Here is a 24742-nt window from a genome sequence, read left to right on the forward strand (position 1 = left end):
CGCGCTGTCACTCCCTGTGCAGCCAGCACTCGCGAAACACGGATTAAAGATAAGCCGGCGCCGCGTGCCGGGCAGGTTGGACAGGAGATTGTCATGACCAAGCCTCTCCGCCGGGGATTGAGCCGCCGCCAAGCGGTGACGGCGCTTGGGGTGGTGGGCAGCTTTGCCGTCACCTTGGTTCCGCTGCGCGCCGAAGCGACGCCGGAAACAGCCAGGAAGCTGCTGAACGATCTGGTGAAGGCCGAGCCCAAGCCCGGCAAGGTTCAGATCAAAACCCAGGAGGTCGCCGAGAACGGCAATTCGGTGCCGGTCACGATCAGCGTCGACAGCCCGATGACGGAGCAGGATTACGTCCGGGAGCTGCATGTTCTGGCCGACCGGAATCCGGCGCCAGGCGTGGCCAGCTTCAGGCTATCGCCGGCCAACGGCAAAGCGGAAGTGCAGTTCCGCATGCGCATGGCGGAGACGCAAAACATCATCGCGGTGGCCGTGATGAACGATGGCAGCGTGTGGAGCACCGCCCGCGAGGTCAAGGTCACCATCGGCGGCTGCGGCAGCTGATCAACGGATATCGGAAAAGACATAAACCATGGCTGAAGACGTCAAGCCGCGCATCCGGGTGCCAAGCCCCGCGAAGAAGGGGGAGATCATCGAGATCAAAACCCTGGTCTCGCATCCGATGGAGTCCGGACAGCGCAAGGACGCCGACGGCAAAACCATCCCGCGCAAGATCATCAACAGGATGACCGTCACCTATAACGGCAAGACGGTCTTCGACGCGAAGCTGGAACCGGCGATCTCCGCCAATCCCCTCATCTCATTCTTCGTCAAGGCGACGGAAAGCGGCCAGCTGGATTTCACCTGGACAGACGATGACGGCAGCCTCTACAAGGTGTCGCAAACGATCACCATATCCTGAACCAGCCACATCCTGAGCAATATTTCCTTATGCTGGAACGTCGGTGGGCTCCGGCAGACGGCCCGCTGCCTGCGCGGCCTTGCGCGCGCGGTAACGGTCCACGGCTTCGGCCACCTCGCGCGCCAACTCCAAGGCGTCACGCTCGGGGTTGAAGAAGACCAGAACGGCTTCGCCCAGCGTCTTCAACAAATCGAAGCTCTTGGTCCAGGACGGATCGAAGGCAATATCCTTGCCCTGCTCGAGGATGTGCCGCGCCGTCACCAGCAGGCGTTCGCAGATCTGGGCGACATGAGCATATTGAGTGCCGATGACGCGGCGCTGAATGTCCTCGGTGGAGGCGATCAGATCGCGCAGCATGCCAAGCGTAGTCTCATCGGGCTGCGTTTGCGTCTTGTAGAGCGGGACGATCTGCTGTGCGACGAAGGCGATGCGGAAGGCGCCGGCGCGCAAGCGCTGCTCGTTGACCTTCGCATTGGCTTCGAGGATCGCCTTTTTCATCACCCGGGTATCGTTGGCCTCTCCCTGAAGCCGTGCGCGCAGCGGGTTCGGCACCTCGATCAGCGGCACCGTGCTGTCACGGCGCGCATCGGCCTTGCGGCGATCTGGCCCGATGTAATCGGAGGTGACGACGAACGGCTTGCGGTTCCAGGCCAGCGCCTCGATCCGCTCCAGCAGGATGCGGGTGGAAAGCGGCTTGACCAGCAGGTCGTCGGCGCCCGCGTCGATCACCCGCTTCACCACGCGATGCTGCGGTTCCCAGGTCGTCAGGATGACGGGAAGGTAAGGATTGACGCCGAGCTTGCCATGGCGGAGGTCGCGCACGAGCGAGATGGCATCGCCGCCCGGCATGTCGATATCCATGAAGACCATGTCGGGCTGAACCACTGCCAGGAGGGACGCAAACCCCTCCAGGGTGTCGAATTCGCGCAGTGACGTGTAGCCATTCGCCATCAACGCCTGGCGGTAGAGGATACGCGTGCTCTGTCCGGAATCACCGTATAGGATTCGAACGTCGGTTCGGCGCTCGGGATTCATCCGCTAATCCTAGAGAGGCGGCGGCGCAACAACAAGCCGCATCGGGTGGGAGATAGCAGGTGCGTCAAAAATATAACCTCATTCCGCAGGCAGAGTCCCGGCCGCAATCGCCGCCTGCCGCGCCCAGAACCGGGCGACTGCGGCATCGACCTCCACCTTCAACTGCTCGGGGCTCATATCCGGATTGAAATACTGAAGCAATGCCGCCGCTCGGCTTTGTGTGACGCTGATGCGGGTCTGCCAGGCTGCCGGATCCGGCGGCGCCCCCGTGGCCAGCAGCGCCTCGACCGGACCGCTGATCTGATCGCACAACGTCGTGACCGTGACGCGGTCGGCCTCAGCGACCCTCAGCCGGATATCGGTGACCGACAGCCTCAAGCCGTTGAGCAGCATTTCGGCGTCATGGCGCTTGTCAACCATGGAACGGCAGATGGCATCCAACTGGGTGGCCACAAAGGCGACCCGGAAAGCCGCCGCCTTCAGGCGCAGCCGATTGACCTGCGCCTGCATCGCGGCAATGTCCTGCCGGAATGCTTCATCGTTGATGGCGAGCCCGTTCAGCTTGGCATGCAGCCTGTTGGGAACGACAATCAGCGGCCCATCGCTTTCCGAGCGTTTGCCCGCGCGCCGATCCGGGCCGATATAGTCTGCCGTCACCACAAACGGTTTCCGCTTCTCGGCCAAAGCCTGGATGCGGTCGGTGATCGACTGGGTGGATAACGGTTTGACCAGCAGGTCATCGGCGCCGGAATCGATAATGCGCCGCACCATGCCGCTCTCGGCTTCCCAGGTGGTAAGAATGATCGGCACGAACGGATTGGTGCCGATCTCGCCATGCCGGATCGCGCGTGTTATTGCGACGGCGTCGCCACCCGGCATCGCGACATTCATGAAGATCAAATCCGGCTGCACCTGCGCGACGAGCCGGGTGAAGCCTTCCAGCGTGTCGAAACCGTGCAGATTCTCGAAACCCTCGCTGCGCATGGCCGTGCGGTAAAGGCCCCGCATGCCCTGATTGGGGTCGCCGAACAGAATGCAGATTTCGCGGCGGCGGTCGGACGTCATGGCATGTACCGAACGACGACAGGCATGACAGTTCAACGCGGCCTCGGCTTGGCGCGGGCTGTCGGCAGCGCTGCCATGGGATCTTCCGGCCAGTCATGCTTCGGATATTGTCCGCGCATCTCGGCCCGCACAGCGCGATAGCTCGATTGCCAGAAACCAGCCAGATCGCTGGTTACCTGCAAGGGACGCCGCGCCGGCGACAGCAGATGCAGGACGAGCTTCACCCTGCCGCCGGCAACGCTCGGCGTTTCGGCGCAGCCGAACATTTCCTGCAAACGAACAGCCAGAACCGGGTTTTCCCCTTGCGTGTAATCAATGGGGATGTTCGATCCCGAGGGAACCTGCAGATGCGTGGGCGCTTCGGCATCGAGCAGTTTCTGCTGCGTATAATCGAGCTGATGGGTCAGTGCCGCGTGCAGGTCGATATTGGCAAGCTGTGACAGCTTGGTGATGCCTTGCAGATAGGGCGCCAGCCAATCCTCCAGGCGCTCCGTCAGTGCCGCATCGTTCATATCCGGCCAGTCTGCGGCAGCGGGCAGATGGCGGCGCAGCAAATTGACCCGCGCCTGCCACTGACGAAGCCCCGGCGTCCAGGGCAGAGTGGCATCCAGGCCCACCTTGCGGATCGCGGCGAGCAAGGCCTGCTGCACCATCTCCGCCGATGGATTGGCCAACGGCTTTTCCCGCAGCACCAGGGAACCAAGTCGGCGCTGCTCCCGCGCCAACACGGCTTGCGTGCGCTCGTCCCATTCCACGGCACTGCGCGTTTCGATAGCCTCGCCGAGATGCGCCTCGATCTCCGCCTCACTGATCGGCGCTGCGAGGAAAATCCGGGCATCGGCCTGAGCGCCGTCGACCTCCGCCACTGCCAGATAAGCCTCGTTGCTGAGAGCATCCAGCGGGTCGAGCCTGGCGCCGCGTCCATTGCTGAGCAGAAAACTGCCGACACCGCCGCCGCGCTTCTTGGCGACGCGGTCCGGATAAGCCAGCGCGACGAGCAGCCCGGCTTCCTCGGCGGAACCCTTATGAAGCTCGGCGCCGATCTGACGGCGCCAGTCGCTGGCCAGTTTCCGGATCTGGCGCACGGCATTCATGTCGACGCGCAAGCCATGCGGCGCGCTGTCGCGCTCGCTCTCGCCGGCGACGATTTCCAGCCGCCAGCGCAGATCGACGTCACGCGGTCCAGCACCCGCTCCCTTTGCAATGTCCCGTTCGCCCAGCAGCGCGGCCAAGGCACAAGCCAGACCGCCTAACCCGAGGTCATGGCCGCGGATCACCATATGGGCCAGGCGCGGATGCAGCGGCAATTCCGCCATCGCCTTGCCATGCGGCGTGATGACGCCTTCCGTATCGATGGCGCCCAGTTCGCGCAGCAATTCCTTGGCGTAAGCCATCGCCGCCTGGGGCGGCGGATCGAGCCAGGGCAGTGTCGCCTCGTCGCGCACGCCCCAGACAGCAAGATCGAGCGCCAGCGGCGTCAGATCGGTGACGGCGATTTCCGGCGCGGTGAATTTCTGCAGGCCGCCATGGGCCGCTTCGGCCCAGAGGCGATAGCAAACACCGGGGCCGAGGCGGCCGGCGCGGCCGCGCCGCTGATCGGCCGATGCCTGGCTGACGCGCAGCGTTTCCAGACGCGCCATGCCGGTACTGGGCGAGAAACGCGGCTGACGCATGTAGCCGCTGTCGATCACCACGCGCACGCCTTCGATGGTGAGCGAGCTTTCCGCAATGGACGTCGACAGCACCACCTTTCGGCGACCCGGCGGACTTGGCTTCAGCGCCATGTCCTGCTGCTCGCCCGGCAGGTCGCCATAAAGCGGCAGGACCGAGACACTGCCCGGTAGCTGCATGTCCTGCAGCCTTGCCTCGACGCGGCGAATTTCGCCGACGCCCGGCAGGAAGACCAGCATGTCCCCTTCCGTCTCGTTCAACGCCTGCCGCACCGTATCCGCAACGGCCTGATCCAGACGGGCCTGAGCCGATGGCGGGCGCCAGCGCGTCTCGACCGGGAAGCTCTGGCCCTCGCCCGTGACGACGGGGCAATCGCCCATCAGCTTGGCAAACGGCGCCGCATCCAGGGTCGCCGACATCGCCACAAGTTTCAGATCCGGCCGCAAGGCGGACTGCGCTTCCAGGCACAGCGCCAGACTGACATCCGATTCCAGGCCGCGCTCGTGGCATTCGTCGAACAGCACGGCGGCAATGCCTTTAAGTTCGGGGTCGCGCTGCAGCCGGCGTAAGAAGACGCCATCGGTGTTGAGTTCGATCCGGGTCTTCGGTCCGGTCTTGCTGTCGAGACGCACGCGGTAGCCGACAGTCTCACCTACTGCTTCGCCCAACAGATCGGCCATGCGCCGTGCGGCCAGCCGCGCCGCCAGCCGGCGAGGCTCAAGCACCACGATTCGGCCCTGCTGCGCCCAGGGCTGATCGAGCAGCGCAAGCGGCAGCAGCGTGGTCTTGCCCGATCCGGGTGGCGCCTGCACAACAAGATTGCTGTTACGAGCCAGACTTGCCGTTATCTCGGGCAAAACCTCTTGAATCGGCAGCGCATAGGAGAGTTGCAATTTTTGCAATGTTAGCGAGTCCGCCAAGCTGAAATTGTACGATTTTAGCGAAACGCCCGGTCAAATGTCCGAAATACCAGTTCCCGCCTCTTCGTCCATCTCGGCACCGCCTTTGAAAGCAATGCTGATGATGGTCGCGTCGGCCTTCTGCTTCTGCGTCATGCATGCCTTGGTCGCGAAGGCCTCGCAAGAGGTGCCCCCGATCGAAGTGGCCTTTTTCCGCAATCTGTTCGGCTTCGTGGCGCTGCTGCCGGCGATCATCCGCAGCCGCTTTACCGCCTTCCGCACCACCAAGTTGCATCTGCATGCGCTGCGCGGGGCGCTGAACAGCACTTCGATGATGATGTTCTTCACCGCGCTGGCGATCACGCCGCTCGCGGAGGCAACCGCGCTGTCCTACACCGCGCCTCTGTTCATGACCATCGGGGCGGTGTTCGTGCTGCACGAGAAACTGCATGCCCGTCGGATCGCGGCGCTGGTCATCGGATTCCTGGGTGCGTTGATCGTGTTGCGGCCGGGCCTGATGCCGGTTGGCCTTGGGCCGATCCTGGTGATCGGATCGACCGTGCTCTGGGCTGCCTCGATGCTCGACATCAAGATCCTCGCCCGCACCGATTCCAGCCTGACGATCGCCACCTACATGACGGTCTTCCTGATGCCGATCACCTTCGCGGCGTCGCTGTTCGTCTGGGAATGGCCGACCTGGGAGCAGCTCGGGATCATGTTCCTGCTGGGCGCCTGCGGATCGGCCGGACACATGCTGTTCACCGAAGCTTTCCGGTACGGCGATACCACCGCCCTCATGCCGCTCGATTTCACCAAGCTGATCTGGGCGGCCCTGATCGGTTTCTTCTTCTTTGGCCAAGTGCCCGATTTGTGGACCTGGGTGGGCGGGACCGTGATCTTCGCCAGTGCCACATATATATCGTATCGGGAACACCAAATTTCGCGCCGGGCCGCGCGAGATGCAAAGGCTGCCCCGGCTGCGCCGCGAAATTAGGCAACCAGGCGTACTGACATATCAGTAACGCTTTGCCACCTCAGGCTATTTACAAGCCCGCATAAATCCGTTTCCATTCCTCCGCGTACCGCGCAAGCGGACGCCAAGGGAGGCAAACAGGGAACGGTCCAAATGGGTGAGGATTTTATCCTCTCGACCGAAGGACTGACGAAGGAATTCGCCGGCTTCGTCGCGGTCAAGGATGTTAATTTAAAAGTCCGGCGCCACAGCATACACGCTCTGATCGGCCCCAACGGCGCCGGAAAGACGACGTGTTTCAATCTGTTAACCAAGTTCTTAAGTCCCAGCCGGGGCCGCATCACCTATAACGGCCAGGACATCACGCATGCCAAGCCTGCGGATATCGCACGCAGCGGCATGGTGCGGTCGTTCCAGATTTCAGCGGTCTTTCCGCATCTTAGCCTGTTGGAAAACGTGCGAATCGCGCTGCAGCGGCCGCTGGGCACCTCTTTCCATTTCTGGAAATCGGAAGCCTCGCTGAACGAGCTGAACAGCCGGGCCGAAGAATTGCTGGATGCGGTCGGCCTGATCGACTACCGCCGCCATACCGCCGTTGAGCTGCCTTATGGCCGCAAGCGGGCACTGGAAATCGCGACGACTCTGGCGCTGGAACCGGAAATGATGCTGCTGGACGAGCCGATGGCCGGCATGGGCCATGAGGATATCGACCGCATCGCCGACCTGATCAAACGCGTTTCCGCGAATCGCACCGTCTTGATGGTCGAGCATAACCTCAGCGTCGTGGCCAAGCTGTCCGACACGATCACCGTTCTGCGCCGCGGCGAAATCCTCGCCGAAGGCAATTACGAGACGGTGTCACGCAATCCGGACGTCATCGAGGCCTATATGGGGACCGGTAATGCATAACGGCAGCGTTGAACTGGCGGTCAAAGGCCTGAATGCCTGGTATGGCGAATCGCACATCCTGCATGGGATGGATTTCGAGGTGCATAAGGGCGAAGTGGTGACGCTGCTGGGCCGCAACGGCGCGGGCAAGACCACCACGATGAAGGCTGTGATGGGCATGATCCCGAGCCGCAAGGGCTCGGTCCAGTTTGAGGGCGAGGAACTGATTCAGCTGCCCTCGAACCGGATCGCCAAGAAAGGCATCGCCTTCTGCCCCGAAGAGCGCGGCATCTTTTCCAGCCTGAATGTCTACGAAAACCTGACCCTGCCGCCGCCGGTAAAGCCGGGCGGCATGTCGCTGGACGAGATCTACGAGATTTTCCCGAACCTGAAGGAACGGCTCAAAAGCCAGGGCACCAAGCTGTCCGGCGGTGAGCAGCAGATGCTGGCAATCGGCCGAATCCTGCGCACCGGCGCCACCATGCTGCTGCTGGACGAGCCGACCGAAGGCCTTGCGCCTGTCATCGTGCAGCAGATCGGCGCGATGATCCGGCTGTTGAAGGAGAAGGGCTACACGATTCTGCTGGTCGAGCAGAATTTCCGTTTCGCCAGCACGGTGGCTGACCGCCATTACGTGGTGGAACACGGTAAAGTGATCGACATGATCCCGAACGACCAGATCGGCGCCAACATACAGAAACTGGAAATCTATCTTGGCGTCTGACCCAATAACCAAGTTTAACTGAGGAGGAAGCGATGCAGTTCAAATATCTGGCAGTTTCTGCGGCGGCATTACTCGCCGCCGGCAGCGCCCAAGCGCAGTACAGCGACGGCGTCATTAAGATCGGCGTGTTGAATGACCAGTCAGGCCTTTATGCCGACGTGTCTGGTCCGGGCGGCACCTGGGCCGCGAAAAAGGCGGTCGAGGATTACGGCGCCGCCGCCAAGGGCCTGAAGGTCGAGGTGGTCTTCGCTGATCACCAGAACAAGCCCGATATTGGCTCCAACATCGCCCGTCAGTGGTATGACGTCGACAAGGTCGACGTGATCGTTGACGTGCCCACCTCCTCGGTGGCGCTGGCGATCAACCAGATCACCAAGGAAAAGAACAAGGTCTTCCTCGGTTCCGGCCCGGCGACCGCCGACCTGACCGGCCCCGCCTGCTCGCCGAACACCATCCACTGGACCTATGACACCTGGGCGTTGGCCAACGGCACCGGCAAGGCCATCGTGCAGACCGGCGGCAAGACCTGGTTCTTCCTGACCGCGGACTACGCTTTCGGCCATGCGCTGGAGCGCGACACCAAGGCCGTGGTCGAGGCCAACGGCGGCAAGACCCTCGGCGCCGTCCGCACCCCCTTCCCCGGTACCGACTTCTCGTCCTTCCTGCTGCAGGCGCAGGCTTCGAAGGCGCAGATCATCGGCCTGGCCAATGCTGGCGGCGACACCATCAACTCGATCAAGCAGGCGGCTGAATTCGGCATCGTCGAAGGCGGCCAGAAGCTTGCCGGCATGCTGATGTTCATCACCGACGTGCATGCGCTGGGCCTGAAGACCGCTCAGGGCCTGAATTTCACCACCGCCTGGTACTGGGATCTGAACGACAACAACCGCGCCTTCGCGAAGGAATTCGCGGCGGCCAATGGCGGCAAGTATCCGACCATGGTCCATGCCGGCATCTACTCCTCGGTCATCCACTACCTGAAGGCTGTGGAAGCGCTGAAGAGCGACGCCGACGGCGCGGCCGTGGTGGCCAAGATGAAGTCCATGCCGAGCGAGGACAAGCTGTTCGGGAAGGGCACGATCCGCGAGGATGGCCGCCACATGCACACCATGTACCTCGTCGAGGTGAAGAAGCCCTCTGAATCGAAGGCTCCCTGGGATTACCTGACCGTGAAGAAGGAAATCCCGGCCGAACAGGCGTTCCGTCCTCTGAACGAGGGCGGCTGCCCGCTCGTCAAGAAGAGCTAAGAACCATCGGGGCCAGCCGCGTCACGGCTGGCCCCACCATTTTTTCTGAGGGGGCCGCACCGAGATGTTCGAATTGCTTGGCATTCCACCGCAAGCGCTGTTTGGCCAGTTGTTGCTGGGCCTGATCAATGGCGCCTTCTATGCGATGCTCAGCCTCGGGCTGGCGGTCATTTTCGGTCTGCTTAACGTCATCAATTTCACCCATGGCGCTCAGTACATGATGGGCGCCTTCGCGGCCTGGATGCTGCTTGAATGGGCTGGCGTGCCCTATTGGGGCGCCCTGGTGATCGCGCCAATCGTCGTTGGTGCCATCGGCATCGCCATGGAACGGCTATTCCTGCGCCATCTCTATCATCTCGACCATCTCTACGGCCTGCTGCTGACCTTCGGTCTGGCGCTGATCATTGAGGGCGTGTTCCGCAAGCAGTTCGGCTCGACCGGCCTGCCCTATGCCAACCCGCTGCCCGGTGGCACCCGGCTCGACTTCATGTTCCTGCCCTGGTACCGCGCCTGGATCGTCGCTGCTTCGCTGGCGATCTGTCTCGGCACCTGGTTCATGATCGAGCGCACCAAGCTCGGCTCCTATCTGCGCGCCGCCACCGAGCGCCCGGATCTGGTGCAGGCTTTCGGCATCAACGTGCCGCGCATGATCACGCTCACCTACGGTTTCGGTGTAGGCCTTGCCGCACTGGCGGGCGTGTTGGCCGCTCCGGCCTATAACGTCAATCCGCTGATGGGCTCCAACCTGATCATCATCGTCTTCGCTGTCGTCGTCATTGGCGGCATGGGCTCGATCATGGGCGCCATCGTCACTGGCTTCGCGCTGGGCATCATCGAAGGCCTGACCAAGGTCTTCTACCCCGAAGCCTCCAACACCGTGATCTTCATCATCATGGCGATCGTGCTGATGCTGAAGCCCGCCGGCCTGTTCGGCACGCCGAAGTAAGGGTCCAACCATGAACAACGCCGCGATCACTCTGACTAGCCAACCCGCCATCGCCAAGAATCGGGATCTTTCGATCCTGGCCATGCTGGTTTGCATCGCCATCGTCGCACCGCTGGTGATCTATCCAGTCTTCCTGATGAAGGTGCTTTGCTTCGCGCTGTTTGCGCTCGCCTTCAACTTGCTGATCGGCTATGTCGGCCTGCTTTCCTTTGGCCATGCCATGTTCTTCGGCGGCGCCGCCTATATCAGCGGCCATGTGGTCAAGGTCTGGGGCTGGTCGCCCGAACTCGGCATTCTCGCCGGCACGGTTTGTGCGGCTCTTCTGGGCCTAGTTACCGGGGTGCTGGCCATCCGCCGCCAAGGCATCTATTTCGCAATGGTCACCTTGGCCCTGGCGCAGATGGTGTTCTTCTTCTGCGTGCAGGCACCGTTCACCGGCGGCGAAGACGGCATTCAGGCGATTCCGCGCCGCCCGATCCTCGGACTGTTCGATCTCTCCAATGACTACGCCTTCTATTATGTGGTGCTGGCCATCTTCACCTTCGGCTTTTTGGTGATCTGGCGCACCATCCATTCGCCCTTCGGCCAGGTGCTCAAGGCGATCCGCGAAAACGAGCCGCGTGCCATCTCGCTCGGCTACCGGGTCGAGCAGTACAAGCTGCTGGCCTTCGTGCTTTCCGCCGCACTGGCCGGCATGGCCGGCGCCACCAAGGCGATCGTCTTCCAGCTCGCCTCGCTGACCGACGTCTCCTGGCAGATGTCGGGCGAGGTGGTGCTGATGACCCTGGTCGGCGGCATGGGCACGGTTTTCGGCCCCATCGTTGGCGCCGGCGTGATCATCACCATGCAGAACTACCTTGCCGGGTTCGGCGAATGGGTTCTGGTGATCCAGGGCGTGATCTTCGTCGTCGTCGTGCTCGCCTTCCGTAAAGGCATCGTCGGCGAGCTGCAGGCCTGGTGGCAGCGGCGGCAAAACCAGAAAGGCTGATTGGCCTTATCCGCAAAGCGAAACGGCCCGCATCGGCGGGCCGTTTTCATTTCAGCGTCTTTCAAGCCGGCAATCAGCCTAGCCCAATGCGGCGGCGGTCATAGGTCTGCGTAGCGCGGCGGCACCAGGCGGCATTGTCGAGATACCATTGCACAGTGGCCTTGAGGCCCTCTGCCAGATCATAGGCAGGCTTCCAGTCCAGCTCGCGCTCGACCTTCGCCGGATCGATGGCATAGCGCGCATCGTGGCCGGGGCGGTCGGTGACGAAGGTGATCTGCTCGGCATATTTGCTGCCATCTTTTTTTGGCACCAGCTCGTCCAGAATGGCGCAGAGCCGGTGAACCAGATCGATATTGCGCTGCTCGCCGCGCGCGCCGATCAGATAGGTCTCGCCCGGCCGGCCCTTCTCCACAACGAGCTGCAGCGCGCCGACATGATCCTCGACATGGATCCAATCGCGCACCTGCTCGCCCTTACCGTAGACCGGCAAAGACTTGCCCTCCAGCGCGTTCAGGATGGTCAGCGGGATCAGCTTCTCGGGAAACTGATAAGGGCCGTAATTGTTGCCGCAATTGGTCACCAGCACCGGCAGGCCGTAGGTGCGGCCGAAGGCGCGCGTCAGATGGTCGGCCGCCGCCTTGCTGGCCGCGTAAGGCGAATTCGGTCGGTAGGGGCTGTCCTCGTCGAACAGCCCGGTCGCGCCCAGTTCGCCATAGACCTCGTCGGTGGAAACCTGCAAATGCCGGAACTGGGTTTTCGCAGTCCCGTCCAGATTGCGATAATGGTCGACCGCCGCTTCCAGCAACACCAGGGTGCCGGTGACATTCGTGTCGATGAACGGCGCCGGGCTGTCGATGGAGCGGTCGACATGGCTTTCCGCCGCCAGATGGTAGACCGCCCGGGGTTTGACCTCGGCATAAATCCGCTTGATCGCCGCCCGGTCGCAGATATCGACCTGCTCGAAGCGATGCAACTCCGGGTTTTTCAGGCCCGCCAGATTGTCCGGATTGCCGGCGTAAGTCAGCTTGTCAATGGTGACGACACGCTGGCCCTGGGCATTGAGCCGGCGAACCAGCGCCGAGCCGATAAAGCCGGCGCCCCCGGTAACGATGATGGTCATATGGACATGTCTCCCTGGAGCTTTGTATACCGGAGGCCCTGAGCCGCCGGAAGGCTCGCAGAAACGCCCGGACCGGGTGGTTGGCCCCGGCCCTTCTCCACCCCATATTGGCAGCCATGAGCCAGACCCCAGTCCAGAGCATCGAACGCGAAATCGAAGACCCGGATCGCTTCGCGGATGCCAATTTTCCGGATTTCATTCCGCATCGCCCGCCCCGCCCGAACAAAAGCGAAGGCGGCATCGCCTATGACCTGCAGGCCCCCTACGAGCCGAAGGGAGACCAGCCGCAGGCGATTGCAGAACTGACGGCAGGCGTGGAGCGCAACGAGCGCGATCAGGTGCTGCTCGGCGTGACCGGGTCGGGCAAGACCTTCAGCATGGCGCAGGTAATCAAGCGCACCGGCCGGCCGGCGCTGATCCTCGCCCCGAACAAGACGCTCGCCGCGCAGCTCTATGGTGAGATGAAGGCCTTCTTCCCGAACAATGCGGTGGAATACTTCGTCTCGTATTACGACTATTACCAGCCCGAAGCCTACGTTCCGCGCAGCGACACCTATATCGAGAAGGATTCCTCGATCAACGAGCAGATCGACCGCATGCGCCATTCGGCCACGCGCGCGCTGCTGGAACGCGACGACGTCATCATCGTCGCCTCCGTGTCGTGCATCTACGGTATCGGCTCGGTCGAGACCTATTCGGAAATGACACTGTCGCTGGAGGCCGGCAAGACCATTGATCGCGACACGCTGCTGCGCCGCCTGGTCGATCTGCAATACCGCCGCAACGACGCCGCCTTTGCCCGCGGCGCCTTCCGGGTGCGCGGCGACGGCATCGAGATCTTCCCCTCGCATATGGAAGACCGCGCCTGGCGCCTGTCGCTGTTCGGCGACGAGCTGGAAAGCATCGTCGAATTCGATCCGCTCACCGGCCATAAGACCGGCGAGATGAAATCGGTGAAGCTGTACGCCAACAGCCACTACGTGATCCCAAAGCCGACGCTGCAGCAGGCGATGGAGCAGATCAAGGTCGACCTCAAGGTGCGACTGGATCAGCTCACCCAGATGGGACGCCTGCTGGAGGCGCAGCGCCTGGAGCAGCGCACCACCTTCGATCTGGAGATGATGGCGGCAACAGGTTCCTGCGCCGGCATCGAGAACTATTCACGCTACATCACCGGCCGCAAACCGGGCGAGCCGCCGCCGACATTGTTCGAATACCTGCCGGAGAATGCCCTGCTCTTCGTCGACGAAAGCCATGTGACGATACCGCAGATCGGCGGCATGTTCCGCGGCGACTTCCGGCGCAAGGCGACGCTGGCGGAATACGGCTTCCGCCTGCCGTCCTGCATCGATAACCGCCCCTTGCGGTTCCGCGAATGGGATCGCCTGCGGCCGCAAACCATCTTCGTCTCGGCCACGCCCGGCAAATGGGAACTGGAACGCACCGGCGGCGTGTTCGTCGAACAGGTCATTCGTCCCACCGGCCTGATCGATCCGGTCACCGAGGTCCGCCCGGTGGAGCATCAGGTCGACGATCTGCTCGCCGAGTGCAAGACGGTGATCCAGAAGGGCTATCGCGTGCTGGTGACGACGCTTACCAAGCGCATGGCGGAAGACCTCACCGAATACATGACCGAGGTCGGCCTGAAGGTGCGCTATCTGCATTCCGATATCGACACCATCGAACGCATCGAGATCATCCGCGACCTGCGGCTTGGCGTGTTCGATGTGCTGATCGGCATCAACCTGCTGCGCGAGGGCCTTGACATTCCGGAATGCGGCCTTGTCGCCATTCTCGATGCCGACAAGGAAGGTTTCCTGCGATCCGAGACCTCGCTGATCCAGACCATCGGCCGCGCGGCGCGTAACGTCGATGGCCGCGTCATTCTCTATGCCGACAAGATGACCAACAGCCTGCAGCGTGCGCTGGACGAAACCGCGCGCCGGCGTGCCAAGCAGCAGGCCTATAACGAAGCACATGGCATCACGCCGGAAAGCGTGAAGAAGCAGATCGGCGACATCCTGCAATCGGTCTACGAGCAGGATCACTACACGGTGGATGCCGGCCAGGCCGAGGCGGGCCATCTCGTTGGCCACAATCTGAAGGCCTATATCGCCGAGCTTGAGAAGCGCATGCGTGAAGCGGCAGGCAATCTCGAATTCGAGGAAGCCGCCCGCCTGCGCGACGAGATTCGCCGTCTGGAGCTGAACGAACTTGAATTGCCGGCCGGGCCGGTTGCCCTCAAACCCATGGGCCTGGCGGAGGAAGCTGCTGCCGCGCCGCGTCCGGTCGGACGTTCCACCGCAGGCCGCGCAGGCTCACGTCGCGCCTATCGAGGCCGGAAGCGCTGATCATGACTGTTCCGACTGCTGCTCCCACCGCCCTGATCACTGGCTCCGGGGTCCGTATCGGGCGGGCCATTGCACTTTATCTCGGCCGCCGCGGCTATTCCGTCGCCGTGCATTGCAACCGCTCGCGCCAGGAGGCCGAAGCGGTGGCATCCGAAATCATCGGCCTTGGCGGCAAGGCAGCGGTAGTCCAGGCCGATCTCGCCGATCATCAGGCGGTGATGAAACTGGTCGGCGAAGCAGCCGCAAAGCTCGGGCCGCTCTCGGTGCTGGTCAACAACGCCTCGCTGTTCGAATACGACCATATCCAGACGGCCACCGAGGAAAGCTGGGACCGCCATCTCGACATCAACCTGAAAGCGCCGTTTTTCCTGTCGCAGGCCTTCGCCGCGCAATTGCCGGACGATGTTCCGGGCAACATTGTCAATCTGATCGACATGCGGGTCTGGCGGCTAACGCCGCATTTCGCCTCCTACACCATGGCCAAGGCCGGCCTTTGGGCGATGACCCAGGCCCTCGCGCTCGCGCTGGCGCCCCGCATCCGCGTCAACGGGATCGGCCCCGGCCCGGTGCTGCCTAGCGCGCGCCAGACCCCGGAACAATTCGCGCGGCAATGGCAGAGCACACCCCTGCGGCGCGGCGCCTACCCTGACGAGATTGCCGCAGCCGTCGGATTCCTGCTTGACGCTCCGGCCCTCACAGGCCAGATGATCGCTCTCGATGGCGGCCAGCATCTGCCCTGGCAGGGTAATTCCGGTCCCTTGGCATCCGGTCCGGTAGACCCGGAGGAATGAAATGACCATTCATGAACGGGCGCGTGCTGCCTGGGCGGACATTCCCGTCCCTGACCTTACTCCCAGTCTGCGCCGGCGGAGCCAGCCGGAACGGCGGGTTTTCGTCCGCGACCTGCTGCTTGAAGGCCTGATCGGCATCTATCCGCATGAGCGAATCGAACCGCAGAAGGTCTTGATAAACATGGACTTATGGGTGGCTGAAACCCCAGGCGAGCCGCCCAAGGACTACGCCGACGTGGTCTGCTACGAGAAGCTGGTCAATCAGGCAAAGATCCTGTTGGCCCAAGGCCATATCGATCTGGTCGAGACCCTGGCCGAAAGGCTGGCCGAACTCTGCCTTGTGGACGAGCGAGTTCTGCGCTGCCGGGTACGTGTTGAAAAACCCGATGCCATCGCCGAGGCGGCTGGCGTAGGAGTGGAAATCGAGCGGCATCGCCACTAACTAACGGTGGTACTTGCATTTTTAAAATGAAACTGCACTTTGCGTCGCGATAGTACTGTTCCAAAAGGTTGTACACAGCGCGCTTTTCCGAGTCGTTGAGAGCGATTTACAGCGAATCGGCTATCAAAAGACTGTGCATAAGTGATCCTAGATCAATGAAATCAATGATTTATTCCTAGGCTTGAATGCGCAAGCTGGAGAAGCTTGGCGTTGGATTGTTAGCAACTCGGATAGACCGCATCATTTCCCCACAAAGTTATCCACAGCCTTGGGACGCTTTTGTCAACACCGTGTAATCATTGAGCTTTTAACGGTATGGTCTGGCGTATGAGTGAGCCTGACAGCGTGTCTTCCCCGGCCGATACGGCGGCGCATCCCGGCGAGATCGGCGCGGAGGTGATTGCGCGGCACCTGCCCACACTGCCGCTCGGGCCAGGCGTCTACCGGATGATCGATGCCCGTGGCGAAGTGCTGTACGTAGGCAAGGCCCGCTCGCTGCGCAAACGCGTCTCGTCCTATGCCAAGACCTCGGGCTTAAGCATCCGCATCCAGCGTATGGTGCGTCAGGTGGCCTCCGTCGAGGTCACCACGACCCATACCGAGGCCGAGGCGCTGCTGCTTGAGGCCAATCTGATCAAGCGTCTGCAGCCGCCGTTCAACGTGCTGCTGAAGGACGACAAGTCCTTTCCCTATATCCTGATCGCCCGCGACCATCCCTTCCCCAGCATCACCAAGCATCGCGGGGCGCGCGACGTGCCGGGCGAATATTTCGGTCCCTTTGCTTCGACCGGCGCCGTGCACATCACGCTGAACGCATTGTCGCGGGCTTTTCCGCTGCGCAGTTGCACCGACAGCGAATTTGCCAGCCGCTCACGGCCCTGCCTGCAATATCAGATCAAGCGCTGCACAGCGCCTTGCGTCGGGCGGATTTCGGAAGCGGAGTACGCCCGCCTCGTCAATGAAGCGCGTGACTTCCTCAGCGGCCGCAACCGCCATGTTCTGGACGACTGGCGGCGGCGCATGGAAGCGGCTTCGGAAGCACTGGATTTCGAAACCGCGGCCGAGCTGCGCGACCGCATCCGCGCGCTCGCCCATATCACCCAGAAGCAGGACGTCAATCTCGCCGATATCGACGATGCTGATGTCATCGCCATTCATGCCGAAGGCGGGTTGGTCTGCATCCAGATTTTCTTCTTCCGCGCCGGGCAGAATTTCGGAAATCGTGCCTATTTCCCGGCCCATGCGCGCGATGTGGAACTGGACGAAGTTCTGGATGCCTTCATCGGCCAGTTCTATGCGCAGCGCGAGCCGCCGCGCCTGATCCTCATCAGCCATCCAGCCGGCAATGCCGAGCTGATCGAGGAAGCGCTGACCAAGCATGCCAGGCGCAAGGTCGAACTGCATTGCCCGCAGCGCGGCCTGAAGCGCGATCTCGTTGAACATGCCGTCAACAATGCGCGCGATGCCCTGCGCCGGCGTCTGGCGGAAACCAGCACGCAGCAACAGCTTCTGAAAGGTGTGGCCGAACTGTTTGGTCTGGAAGCACCGCCGCAGCGCATCGAGGTCTACGACAACAGCCATATCATGGGCCGCCATGCCGTCGGCGCGATGATCGTCGCCGGCCCCGAAGGCCTGCGCAAGAACGCCTATCGCAAGTTCAATATCCGCGGCGAGGATATAGCGCCGGGCGACGACTACGCGATGATGAAGCAGGTGCTGACCCGGCGCTTCCAGAGATTGCTCAAGGAAGATGCCGAAGGCAGCGAGGCGGACTGGCCCGATCTGCTGCTGATCGATGGCGGCAAGGGCCAGCTCAGCGCTACCTTGCAGGTGATGCAGGAACTCGGGATCACGGATGTGCCGGTGGTCGGCATCGCCAAGGGTCCGGACCGCAATGCCGGCCGCGAGCAGTTCTTCCTTCCCGGCCGCGAGCCCTTCATGCTGGAGCCGCGCCACCCTGTGTTGTTCTTCCTGCAACGGCTGCGCGACGAGGCCCATCGCTTTGCGATCGGAACCCACCGGGCAAAGCGCAGCAAGGACCAGATCCGCTCTCCGCTCGACGAAATTCCCGGCATCGGGGCGGCACGCAAGAAGGCGCTTTTGCTGCATTTCGGCTCGGCCAAGGCGGTCGCCCGTGCCGGACTGGCCGATCTCGAGGCGGTGGATGGCGTCAGCAAGGCCATGGCGAAACGTATTTACGATCACTTCAACGGCAGTTGACGCCGGGGACGGCTCTGGCCCTTCCCCAGCCGCCATGCGATAGTTGAGTGCCATGCTGAACAGCCTGCCCAACATCCTTACCGTCTCGCGCATTCTGGCAATTCCGGCAATTTGCGCGGCCTTTTTCCTGCCCGGCGCCTGGAGCGCCTGGGTGCCCCTCGTCCTGTTCGTCGCGGCGGGAATCACCGACTGGTTCGATGGCTATCTGGCGCGCAAATGGAAGCAAATGTCCGACCTCGGCCGCTTCCTCGATCCGGTCGCCGACAAGCTGCTGGTCGCCGCGGTGATCCTGATGCTGATTGCCTTCGAGCGGATTGACCGCATCACCTGTCTGGCCGCCGTCGTCATCATGTGCCGCGAAATCACCGTGACCGGCCTGCGCGAATTCCTCGCCGAACTGCGCGTCAAAGTGCCGGTCTCGCGCCTCGCCAAATGGAAGACCACGGTGCAATTGATCGCGCTCGGCATCCTCATCGTGGGCGATTACGGGCCGGATGCTTTCCATGTCCGCCTGATCGGCGAAATCGGCCTGTGGATTGCTGCCGTGCTGACGATCTATACCGGCTGGGATTACTTGCAGACGGGATTGCGCCACATGGCGTCAGAGCCTGCCAACAAGCCCGGACCGAAGGGAATGGAATGAACATGCGGGTGCTCTATTTCGCCTGGCTGCGCGAGCGGGTTGGCCTCGCCGAAGAGACCGTGTCGCCCCCGCCGGAGGTGCGGACCGTTGCCGACCTGATTACCTGGCTGCGCAGCCGCGGCGAGGTTTACGAGGCGGCTCTTGCCGATCCGAGCATCGTGCGGGTGGCTGTGAACCAGGATTACGCCCGGCCGGACCATCCGGTTCAGGCCGGCGACGAGATTGCCATTTTCCCGCCAGTCACCGGAGGCTGAAGTCATGGCGGTGTTCGCATGACGGTGCGGGTACAATGCGAGGATTTCGATACCGCGGCCGAGCTGGAAAAGCTCACCGCTGGCAATCCCCGCATCGGCGCCGTTGTCACCTTCACCGGTCTCGTCCGCGACTTCGCGGAAGATAAGGCCATCCAACGCATGACGCTGGAGCATTATCCCGGCATGACCGAGAAGCAGCTTTCCGCCATCGTGGCCGAGGCGCAGCAGCGCTGGCCGCTGGATGGCTGCCTTGTCATTCATCGCTACGGGCCGCTGGAGCCTGGCGACAGGATCGTTCTTGTCATCGTCGCCTCGGCGCACCGGCAGGCAGCATTCGAGGCCTGCGAATTCCTGGTCGACTGGCTTAAGACCAAGGCGCCGTTCTGGAAACTGGAAGAACAAGGCGGCGAGCGCCGCTGGGTGGAAGCCAAGGCGAGTGACGATGCCGCAGCGGCACGCTGGCAGCGCTGATCGCAGCCCCTGCCATCTTTGTCTGTTTATTGACCCGCCAAAACAAACGGCCGCGGAGTGATCCGCGGCCGCATGCTGTTGATCTAAGAGCTGTCTGCAATCAGGCAGCAGCCTTGCGCCGGGTGGCGGCGTCGAAATCCGCCAGCAACTGCTGGCAAATCCGGCCCGGCGTGAACTTGTAGGGACCGATTTCAGAAACCGGCGTCACCTCAGCTGCGGTGCCGGTCAGGAAGCATTCCTCAAAGCCAGCCATTTCTTCCGGCATAATAGCGCGTTCGATGACCTCAATGCCGCGGGCCCTCGCCATCGCCATCACCGCGCGGCGCGTGATGCCGTCGAGGAAGCAATCCGGCGTCGGCGTATGCAGCTTGCCGTCCTTCGAGAAGAAGATGTTGGCGCCGGTAGCCTCGGCGACCTGACCGCGCCAGTCGAGCATCAGCGCATCCTGGTAGCCATCGCGCTCGGCTTTGTGCTTCGACAAGGTGCAGATCATGTACAGGCCAGCGGCCTTCGCCTTGGTCGGCGCGGTATTCGGCGCCGGGCGGCGCCAATCGCTGATCTGCAGACGCAGCCCCTTCATCTTGGCTTCCGGCGAGAAGTAGCTCGGCCATTCCCAGACCGCGATCGCCAGATGGATCTTATTCTGCTGCGCCGACACGCCCATCATTTCAGAGCCGCGCCAGGCGACCGGGCGGACATAGCAGTTCGGCATCTTGTTGGCCGCCACCGTCTCCCGCGTGGCACGATCAATCTCCTCCACCGAATAGGGGATGGTGAAGTCCATCAGCTTGGCGGAGTCGTAGAGACGCTGGCTGTGTTCGGTCAGTTTGAACACCTCGCCGTCATAAGCGCGTTCGCCTTCAAAAACGCAGGAAGCGTAATGCAGGCCGTGAGTCAGCACATGCAGCTTCGCCTCGCGGAAGGGAATCAACTTACCGTCGAACCAAATAAAACCGTCGCGGTCGTCATACGGGATGAGGGACATGATGCTGCTCCTTTGGCGAAACGAACATTCGGTATTATTATTACCGGCAGACTGGCCATGAAGTAACAATATGATAGAATTATGTCAATATTGCTGACTTATTTTCTGCGCCGGCTACAGGCAGACTTGTCGGGTGGCTGCCTTGAAGCTGGCCATCCCTTTGCGCCATATAGGACATCATGACCGATCTCAAATCGCTGGCCAATCCGCTGTTTCTGCGCGAAGACGAACTCCGCCAGGGCATCGAACTGCTGTTCTATGCGTATCGGGACTTCACCCGGGGGCCGGATGAGATTCTGGAGCGGTACGGCTTCGGCCGCGCCCACCACCGCGCCCTGCACTTCATCGGCGGCAATCCCGGCATCACGGTCGCCGAGCTGCTGGGCATCCTGCGGATCACCAAGCAAAGCCTGTCGCGGGTGCTTTCCGCCCTGATCGAAGGCGATTTCGTCCGCCAGCAGCAGGGCACGCGCGACCGCCGGCAGCGCCAGCTTTTTCTCACCGATCGCGGCAAGGATCTGGAGCATCAAATCGCCATGGTTCAGCAGGCGAAGGTCGCCCAGGCCTATCGCGAAGCCGGCGCCGAGGCCGTGGCGGGCTATCGCAAGGTCCTCGCCGGTCTGATCGACGAGCCGGATCGCGCCGCCATCCTTCGTGCGATCCAGCGGCGCTGACATGGCCAATGTCGACATGACGGACGCGCATATCCTCGTCGTCGATGACGACGAGCGCATCCGCACCTTGCTGTCGCGGTATCTGGCCGGACAGGGCTTCCGGGTCACCAGCGCCGAAGACGCCGCCGACGCGGCGGCGAAACTCAACTTGGTCAGCTTCGACCTGCTGATCGTCGACGTGATGATGCCGGGGCAGAATGGCTTCGACTTCGTGTCTGAGCTGCGTCAGCGCAACAACCATGTGCCGGTCATCCTGCTGACGGCGCGCGGCGAGGCCGAAGACCGCATCAAGGGCCTTGAGACAGGCGCCGACGATTACCTGCCCAAGCCATTTGAGCCGCGCGAGCTGACCTTGCGCATCAATGCAATCTTGAAACGCGCTGTCCGCCCCGGCGCCGCTTCCGCCTCCGAGCCTGCGCGTTTCGGCGATTTCACCTTCGACATTGTTCGCGGCGAATTGAAACGCGGAGACGAGATCATTCCGCTGACCAGCGGCGAGGCGCAGCTCCTGCGCATCCTGGCGCGCTCGCCGGGCACCACTGTGCCGCGTGCGGCCCTGGCGGAGCCGGGCAGCGGCGGCGAAAGTCGCGCTGTGGACGTGCAGATCACCCGTCTGCGGCGCAAGATCGAGGCCGATCCCCGCAATCCGCGTTACCTGCAAACCGTCTGGGGCGAAGGCTATGTGCTCTGGACCGAGTAGCGTTTCATGCAGCTGACGCGGTTGCTGCCCCGCAGTCTGTTCGGCCGCTGGCTGATGCTGCTGGTGGCGCCGATCATGGTACTGCAGATTCTGCTGACCTACATTTTCTACGAGCGCCACTGGGATACCGTTACGCGGCGCCTCACCCTTGGTCTGGCGGGCGAGATCGCCGTCATCATCGACACGCGGCGGCACAATCCAGATCCCATCGTGCTGGGCGAGCTGATCCACCGGGCGTATCGCTTCCTCGAAATCAACGTGGAATTCACCGAAGGCGGCAAGCTGCCCACCAATCTGCCGCCGCCGCGGCGCTTTTCCATTCTGGACCGCATGCTGATCCAGGGATTGAGCGAGCGGCTGACTGACCCCTACATGATCGACACGCAGCGCGGCGGCGGGCGCATCGCCGTTTATGTGCAGCTTCCCGACGCGCTGATGACGGTGGTAGCACCGGAGAACCGCGTCTTCTCCAGCAGTACCTATGCCTTCCTGCTGTGGATGGCCGGCGCGTCGCTGGTGCTGCTCAGCATCGCGGTGCTGTTCCTGCGCAATCAGATCAAACCGATCCGCCGCCTCGCCGAAGCCGCCGATGCCTTCGGCAAGGGCCGTGAGATCACCGACTTCCGCCCTACCGGCGCTGAAGAAGTCCGGTCTGCAGCCCGCGCCTTCCTGGCAATGCGCGATCGTCTGCGCCGCCATATCCGCGAGAGAACCGACATGCTGGCCGGTGTCAGCCATGACCTGCGCACGCCGCTGACACGCATGAAGCTTCAGCTTTCGATGATGCCTCCCGGCAGCGAAATCGACGAACTGAAAGGCGATGTCGAGGAAATGGAAAAGATGGTGGAGGCCTATCTCGCCTTCGCCCGCGGCCACAGCGAGCAGCCGGCCCAGCCCACCGACCTTGGGGATCTCATCCATGAACTGGCCGACGACGTGCGGCGCCGCGGCCGCGAATTGCAGGTCGATCTGGCCGAGCCGGTAACGCTGCCCCTGCGGCGGCTGAGCTTCAAGCGCGCGTTGTCCAATCTGATCGAGAATGCCCTGCGCTATGGCAAGAATGTGCGCCTCAGTACGGCCCGCCACGGCGGGAGGATCGAAATTCACATTGAGGATGACGGGCCTGGGCTACCGGAGAAAGAGCGGCATAAGGTATTTCGCCCCTTTTACCGGATCGATCAGTCGCGGCATGGAAGCGGCAATGTCGGCCTAGGCCTGACCATCGCGCGCGATGCCGTGCTGGCGCATGGCGGAGAGATATCACTGGGCGAGTCCAGCATGGGTGGATTGATGGTGACGATCCGCCTGCCGGTCTGATTGCCCGTCCAATACAGTCCAGCTGCTTAGTCTGTGTCGCCGTCTGCCGGCTTGGCAACCACGAAACGGCGCTCGGCCTGCAAGCGTCCGTCGCTGTCTTTAAGCTGGATCAGCCATTCGCCAGGGAATATGCGCGACTGTGACCAGATCCGCCAGTTGCGGCTGACATCGACGCGCGCCTTCGACTTGCCCACCTCGCGGTCGTTCACTACCCAGTGGAACCAGAAGGTTTCGCCGGGCCGGACCACGGAGCAATCAAGACGGACAAAGGCATAGGCACGCTCGGTGCCGCGCGGATAGGTGCCGGTGATGATCTCCTGAGGTTCTAGGTTGATCACGTTGCGCGCCAGGCTGAACTCGCGCACCACGCAATCATGGTCCTGCGCCTGCGCCGGCAGGCTGGGCAGGATCAAAGCGATCGCCGCTGTGAAGAGTCGTGTCAGCATGTTTTGTTCTCTGGCGGGGATTGTCAGACGGCAGGCCCGATCCGGTCAATACACGGTGCTTTGCCAATACACGGTGCTTTGCCCAATACGCTGGCTTGGTCAGTACATCCGGCCGCCATTCGGGACCGGCTGATCGGGACCAATCAGCACCACCTCGCCGTCTGCATCGGGCAGCCCGAGGACCAGGACTTCAGACATGAAGGATGCAATCTGCCGGGGCGGAAAATTCACCACCGCCAGCACCTGCCGTCCGACCAGCCGGTCGGGCTGGTAATGCCTGGTGATCTGAGCGGAGGATTTCTTGATTCCGATCTCGGCGCCGAAATCGACCCACAGCTTGATGGCTGGCCTGCGGGCACCGACGAAAGGCTCCGCTCGGCTGATCGTCCCCACGCGGATATCGACTTTGTGAAAATCGTCGATGGTGATTGTCATGCCGCCCCTCAAATGCGAACGGGCGGGAGATTACCCGCCCGTCGCCGGCCTGCAAATCGCCTGAAGGGGTGATTCGCGGGGTTACTTCTTCTTCGCCTGAGCGAAGCTGTTCTTGATCTCCTCGAGATTCTCCTGCAGGCGGCGCTGCACGGTCTCGAAGGCTTCGCTGTTGGTCTTGGACGCCATCTCGGTCAGCTCACGCATATTGGCCAGCGCCTTCTCGACCGCCTGACGCAGCATCTCGGCCTGCTTGGTGAGATTTGCATCGGGCGCGCCGGTGCCGACGCTTTCCTTCATCATGCGGGCGATTTCCTGCATGGTCTCCTGGAACATCTCGGCCTGGCGCTTTACCAGCGCCTGATAGCCTTCCAGGGCGCGCTTGTTGGCAGCAGCGATCGCATCGATGTTGCGCTGCTGTGCAGCAGCCAGGCTCGCAGGATCAAAGCCCGGGACCTTCAGGTCGCCGAACATCTTGGTGAAATCGAACGCGGCAAACGGGTTCTCAGTGGTTTTCATGGCCAGCTCCGGGGGTATGAGG

25 protein-coding genes and 1 pseudogene are annotated in these 24742 nt (G+C 62.4%); 18 read left to right on the top strand and 8 right to left on the bottom strand.

Translation table 11 applies throughout. From position 1 onward, the window contains the following. Positions 1-93 precede the first annotated feature (93 nt). Positions 94-561 (top strand): thiosulfate oxidation carrier protein SoxY, encoded by a 468-nt coding sequence (gene soxY / locus Q0603_RS14830; RefSeq protein WP_298727015.1) that lies wholly within the window; start codon positions 94-96, stop codon positions 559-561. Between the two features lie 28 nt (positions 562-589). Continuing rightward, entirely contained in the window at positions 590-919 is a 330-nt protein-coding gene (gene soxZ / locus Q0603_RS14835) for a thiosulfate oxidation carrier complex protein SoxZ (RefSeq protein ID WP_298727017.1), read from the top strand. Positions 920-946: 27 nt separating this feature from the next. On the opposite strand, the gene Q0603_RS14840 is transcribed toward soxZ, so the two are convergent. The 3 genes from Q0603_RS14840 to hrpB all read right to left on the bottom strand — a co-directional run bounded on the left by Q0603_RS14840 (position 947) and on the right by hrpB (position 5610). Then, positions 947-1954 (bottom strand): response regulator, encoded by a 1008-nt coding sequence (locus Q0603_RS14840; protein ID WP_298727019.1) that lies wholly within the window; start codon positions 1952-1954, stop codon positions 947-949. Positions 1955-2032: 78 nt separating this feature from the next. Beyond that, entirely contained in the window at positions 2033-3019 is a 987-nt protein-coding gene (locus tag Q0603_RS14845) for a response regulator (protein WP_298727021.1), read from the bottom strand. Between the two features lie 32 nt (positions 3020-3051). Further along, complete coding sequence (gene hrpB / locus Q0603_RS14850) at positions 3052-5610, bottom strand: ATP-dependent helicase HrpB (RefSeq protein ID WP_366132804.1); 2559 nt, start codon at positions 5608-5610, stop codon at positions 3052-3054. 100 nt (positions 5611-5710) lie between these two features. Here hrpB and Q0603_RS14855 point away from each other — a divergent pair, with 100 nt between their 5' ends. From Q0603_RS14855 to Q0603_RS14880, 6 genes are all read left to right on the top strand, one after another. Next, positions 5711-6583 carry a DMT family transporter gene (locus Q0603_RS14855; RefSeq protein ID WP_298727023.1) on the top strand — a complete coding sequence of 291 codons (873 nt, stop codon included), beginning with the start codon at positions 5711-5713 and terminating at the stop codon, positions 6581-6583. A gap of 132 nt (positions 6584-6715) precedes the next feature. Then, positions 6716-7471 (top strand): ABC transporter ATP-binding protein, encoded by a 756-nt coding sequence (locus Q0603_RS14860; RefSeq protein ID WP_298727026.1) that lies wholly within the window; start codon positions 6716-6718, stop codon positions 7469-7471. Further along, positions 7464-8174 carry an ABC transporter ATP-binding protein gene (locus Q0603_RS14865; protein ID WP_298727028.1) on the top strand — a complete coding sequence of 237 codons (711 nt, stop codon included), beginning with the start codon at positions 7464-7466 and terminating at the stop codon, positions 8172-8174. Before Q0603_RS14860 ends, Q0603_RS14865 begins: the two co-directional genes overlap by 8 nt. Before the next feature lie 32 nt (positions 8175-8206). Continuing rightward, positions 8207-9421 carry an ABC transporter substrate-binding protein gene (locus Q0603_RS14870; protein WP_298727030.1) on the top strand — a complete coding sequence of 405 codons (1215 nt, stop codon included), beginning with the start codon at positions 8207-8209 and terminating at the stop codon, positions 9419-9421. Positions 9422-9485: 64 nt separating this feature from the next. Continuing rightward, positions 9486-10367, top strand: a complete 882-nt coding sequence (locus tag Q0603_RS14875) for a branched-chain amino acid ABC transporter permease (RefSeq protein ID WP_298727032.1) — start codon at positions 9486-9488, stop codon at positions 10365-10367. Between the two features lie 10 nt (positions 10368-10377). Continuing rightward, positions 10378-11355: a branched-chain amino acid ABC transporter permease gene (locus tag Q0603_RS14880; protein WP_298727034.1), complete on the top strand. Its 978-nt coding sequence runs from the start codon at positions 10378-10380 to the stop codon at positions 11353-11355. Positions 11356-11428: 73 nt separating this feature from the next. Here the strand turns inward: Q0603_RS14880 and rfbB are convergent, their stop codons facing one another. Next, the gene (gene rfbB, locus Q0603_RS14885) at positions 11429-12475 is read right to left on the bottom strand and encodes a dTDP-glucose 4,6-dehydratase (protein ID WP_298727035.1); all 1047 of its coding nucleotides are present in this window, start codon (positions 12473-12475) and stop codon (positions 11429-11431) included. Between the two features lie 116 nt (positions 12476-12591). Between rfbB and uvrB the strand changes: the two genes are divergently transcribed. The 7 genes and pseudogenes from uvrB to Q0603_RS14920 all read left to right on the top strand — a co-directional run bounded on the left by uvrB (position 12592) and on the right by Q0603_RS14920 (position 19647). Next, a complete protein-coding gene (gene uvrB / locus Q0603_RS14890) occupies positions 12592-14826 on the top strand; it encodes an excinuclease ABC subunit UvrB (RefSeq protein ID WP_298727037.1) in 2235 nt (744 codons plus the stop codon). A gap of 2 nt (positions 14827-14828) precedes the next feature. Further along, entirely contained in the window at positions 14829-15617 is a 789-nt protein-coding gene (locus Q0603_RS14895) for an SDR family oxidoreductase (RefSeq protein WP_298727039.1), read from the top strand. A gap of 1 nt (position 15618) precedes the next feature. Further along, entirely contained in the window at positions 15619-16059 is a 441-nt protein-coding gene (folB, locus tag Q0603_RS14900) for a dihydroneopterin aldolase (RefSeq protein WP_298727041.1), read from the top strand. Between the two features lie 411 nt (positions 16060-16470). Then, a pseudogene (gene uvrC / locus Q0603_RS14905) lies at positions 16471-18279 on the top strand (excinuclease ABC subunit UvrC); the annotation flags it as partial. A 52-nt stretch (positions 18280-18331) separates the two neighbouring features. Beyond that, positions 18332-18922 (top strand): CDP-diacylglycerol--glycerol-3-phosphate 3-phosphatidyltransferase, encoded by a 591-nt coding sequence (gene pgsA / locus Q0603_RS14910; RefSeq protein ID WP_298727045.1) that lies wholly within the window; start codon positions 18332-18334, stop codon positions 18920-18922. Positions 18923-18924: 2 nt separating this feature from the next. Further along, the gene (gene moaD / locus Q0603_RS14915; protein WP_298727460.1) at positions 18925-19176 is read left to right on the top strand and encodes a molybdopterin converting factor subunit 1; all 252 of its coding nucleotides are present in this window, start codon (positions 18925-18927) and stop codon (positions 19174-19176) included. Positions 19177-19194: 18 nt separating this feature from the next. Next, positions 19195-19647: a molybdenum cofactor biosynthesis protein MoaE gene (locus Q0603_RS14920; RefSeq protein WP_298727047.1), complete on the top strand. Its 453-nt coding sequence runs from the start codon at positions 19195-19197 to the stop codon at positions 19645-19647. Positions 19648-19747: 100 nt separating this feature from the next. Here the strand turns inward: Q0603_RS14920 and Q0603_RS14925 are convergent, their stop codons facing one another. Then, positions 19748-20632: a branched-chain amino acid aminotransferase gene (locus Q0603_RS14925; RefSeq protein ID WP_298727049.1), complete on the bottom strand. Its 885-nt coding sequence runs from the start codon at positions 20630-20632 to the stop codon at positions 19748-19750. A 179-nt stretch (positions 20633-20811) separates the two neighbouring features. Between Q0603_RS14925 and Q0603_RS14930 the strand changes: the two genes are divergently transcribed. From Q0603_RS14930 to Q0603_RS14940, 3 genes are read left to right on the top strand one after another with little or no spacing between them, the layout of a single operon-like run. After that, the gene (locus tag Q0603_RS14930) at positions 20812-21306 is read left to right on the top strand and encodes a MarR family transcriptional regulator (RefSeq protein WP_298727051.1); all 495 of its coding nucleotides are present in this window, start codon (positions 20812-20814) and stop codon (positions 21304-21306) included. Between the two features lies 1 nt (position 21307). Then, complete coding sequence (locus Q0603_RS14935) at positions 21308-22006, top strand: response regulator (RefSeq protein ID WP_298727053.1); 699 nt, start codon at positions 21308-21310, stop codon at positions 22004-22006. A gap of 6 nt (positions 22007-22012) precedes the next feature. Next, positions 22013-23323, top strand: a complete 1311-nt coding sequence (locus Q0603_RS14940) for an ATP-binding protein (protein WP_298727055.1) — start codon at positions 22013-22015, stop codon at positions 23321-23323. A gap of 26 nt (positions 23324-23349) precedes the next feature. Here Q0603_RS14940 and Q0603_RS14945 read toward each other — a convergent pair whose 3' ends face one another. The 3 genes from Q0603_RS14945 to phaP form a co-directional block, all read right to left on the bottom strand. Next, positions 23350-23769, bottom strand: coding sequence for a DUF2914 domain-containing protein (locus tag Q0603_RS14945; protein ID WP_298727057.1), 420 nt, complete (start codon positions 23767-23769; stop codon positions 23350-23352). A gap of 99 nt (positions 23770-23868) precedes the next feature. After that, positions 23869-24204 carry a tRNA-binding protein gene (locus Q0603_RS14950; RefSeq protein ID WP_298727059.1) on the bottom strand — a complete coding sequence of 112 codons (336 nt, stop codon included), beginning with the start codon at positions 24202-24204 and terminating at the stop codon, positions 23869-23871. An 81-nt stretch (positions 24205-24285) separates the two neighbouring features. Continuing rightward, complete coding sequence (gene phaP, locus Q0603_RS14955) at positions 24286-24720, bottom strand: TIGR01841 family phasin (RefSeq protein ID WP_298727061.1); 435 nt, start codon at positions 24718-24720, stop codon at positions 24286-24288. Positions 24721-24742: the final 22 nt, after the last annotated feature.

This window comes from uncultured Ferrovibrio sp. (assembly GCF_937960835.1).
Taxonomy (GTDB): Bacteria; Pseudomonadota; Alphaproteobacteria; order Ferrovibrionales; family Ferrovibrionaceae; genus Ferrovibrio.

What these genes read in the sequence shown, in the direction of transcription:
- soxY (WP_298727015.1), top strand. Translation starts at nt 94, where the DNA reads ATGACCAAGCCTCTCCGCCGGGGATTGAGCCGCCGCCAAGCGGTGACG.
- soxZ (WP_298727017.1), top strand. Translation starts at nt 590, where the DNA reads ATGGCTGAAGACGTCAAGCCGCGCATCCGGGTGCCAAGCCCCGCGAAG.
- Q0603_RS14840 (WP_298727019.1), bottom strand. Translation starts at nt 1,954, where the DNA reads ATGAATCCCGAGCGCCGAACCGACGTTCGAATCCTATACGGTGATTCC.
- Q0603_RS14845 (WP_298727021.1), bottom strand. Translation starts at nt 3,019, where the DNA reads ATGACGTCCGACCGCCGCCGCGAAATCTGCATTCTGTTCGGCGACCCC.
- Q0603_RS14855 (WP_298727023.1), top strand. Translation starts at nt 5,711, where the DNA reads ATGATGGTCGCGTCGGCCTTCTGCTTCTGCGTCATGCATGCCTTGGTC.
- Q0603_RS14860 (WP_298727026.1), top strand. Translation starts at nt 6,716, where the DNA reads ATGGGTGAGGATTTTATCCTCTCGACCGAAGGACTGACGAAGGAATTC.
- Q0603_RS14865 (WP_298727028.1), top strand. Translation starts at nt 7,464, where the DNA reads ATGCATAACGGCAGCGTTGAACTGGCGGTCAAAGGCCTGAATGCCTGG.
- Q0603_RS14870 (WP_298727030.1), top strand. Translation starts at nt 8,207, where the DNA reads ATGCAGTTCAAATATCTGGCAGTTTCTGCGGCGGCATTACTCGCCGCC.
- Q0603_RS14875 (WP_298727032.1), top strand. Translation starts at nt 9,486, where the DNA reads ATGTTCGAATTGCTTGGCATTCCACCGCAAGCGCTGTTTGGCCAGTTG.
- Q0603_RS14880 (WP_298727034.1), top strand. Translation starts at nt 10,378, where the DNA reads ATGAACAACGCCGCGATCACTCTGACTAGCCAACCCGCCATCGCCAAG.
- rfbB (WP_298727035.1), bottom strand. Translation starts at nt 12,475, where the DNA reads ATGACCATCATCGTTACCGGGGGCGCCGGCTTTATCGGCTCGGCGCTG.
- uvrB (WP_298727037.1), top strand. Translation starts at nt 12,592, where the DNA reads ATGAGCCAGACCCCAGTCCAGAGCATCGAACGCGAAATCGAAGACCCG.
- Q0603_RS14895 (WP_298727039.1), top strand. Translation starts at nt 14,829, where the DNA reads ATGACTGTTCCGACTGCTGCTCCCACCGCCCTGATCACTGGCTCCGGG.
- folB (WP_298727041.1), top strand. Translation starts at nt 15,619, where the DNA reads ATGACCATTCATGAACGGGCGCGTGCTGCCTGGGCGGACATTCCCGTC.
- pgsA (WP_298727045.1), top strand. Translation starts at nt 18,332, where the DNA reads ATGCTGAACAGCCTGCCCAACATCCTTACCGTCTCGCGCATTCTGGCA.
- moaD (WP_298727460.1), top strand. Translation starts at nt 18,925, where the DNA reads ATGCGGGTGCTCTATTTCGCCTGGCTGCGCGAGCGGGTTGGCCTCGCC.
- Q0603_RS14920 (WP_298727047.1), top strand. Translation starts at nt 19,195, where the DNA reads ATGACGGTGCGGGTACAATGCGAGGATTTCGATACCGCGGCCGAGCTG.
- Q0603_RS14925 (WP_298727049.1), bottom strand. Translation starts at nt 20,632, where the DNA reads ATGTCCCTCATCCCGTATGACGACCGCGACGGTTTTATTTGGTTCGAC.
- Q0603_RS14930 (WP_298727051.1), top strand. Translation starts at nt 20,812, where the DNA reads ATGACCGATCTCAAATCGCTGGCCAATCCGCTGTTTCTGCGCGAAGAC.
- Q0603_RS14935 (WP_298727053.1), top strand. Translation starts at nt 21,308, where the DNA reads ATGGCCAATGTCGACATGACGGACGCGCATATCCTCGTCGTCGATGAC.
- Q0603_RS14940 (WP_298727055.1), top strand. Translation starts at nt 22,013, where the DNA reads ATGCAGCTGACGCGGTTGCTGCCCCGCAGTCTGTTCGGCCGCTGGCTG.
- Q0603_RS14945 (WP_298727057.1), bottom strand. Translation starts at nt 23,769, where the DNA reads ATGCTGACACGACTCTTCACAGCGGCGATCGCTTTGATCCTGCCCAGC.
- Q0603_RS14950 (WP_298727059.1), bottom strand. Translation starts at nt 24,204, where the DNA reads ATGACAATCACCATCGACGATTTTCACAAAGTCGATATCCGCGTGGGG.
- phaP (WP_298727061.1), bottom strand. Translation starts at nt 24,720, where the DNA reads ATGAAAACCACTGAGAACCCGTTTGCCGCGTTCGATTTCACCAAGATG.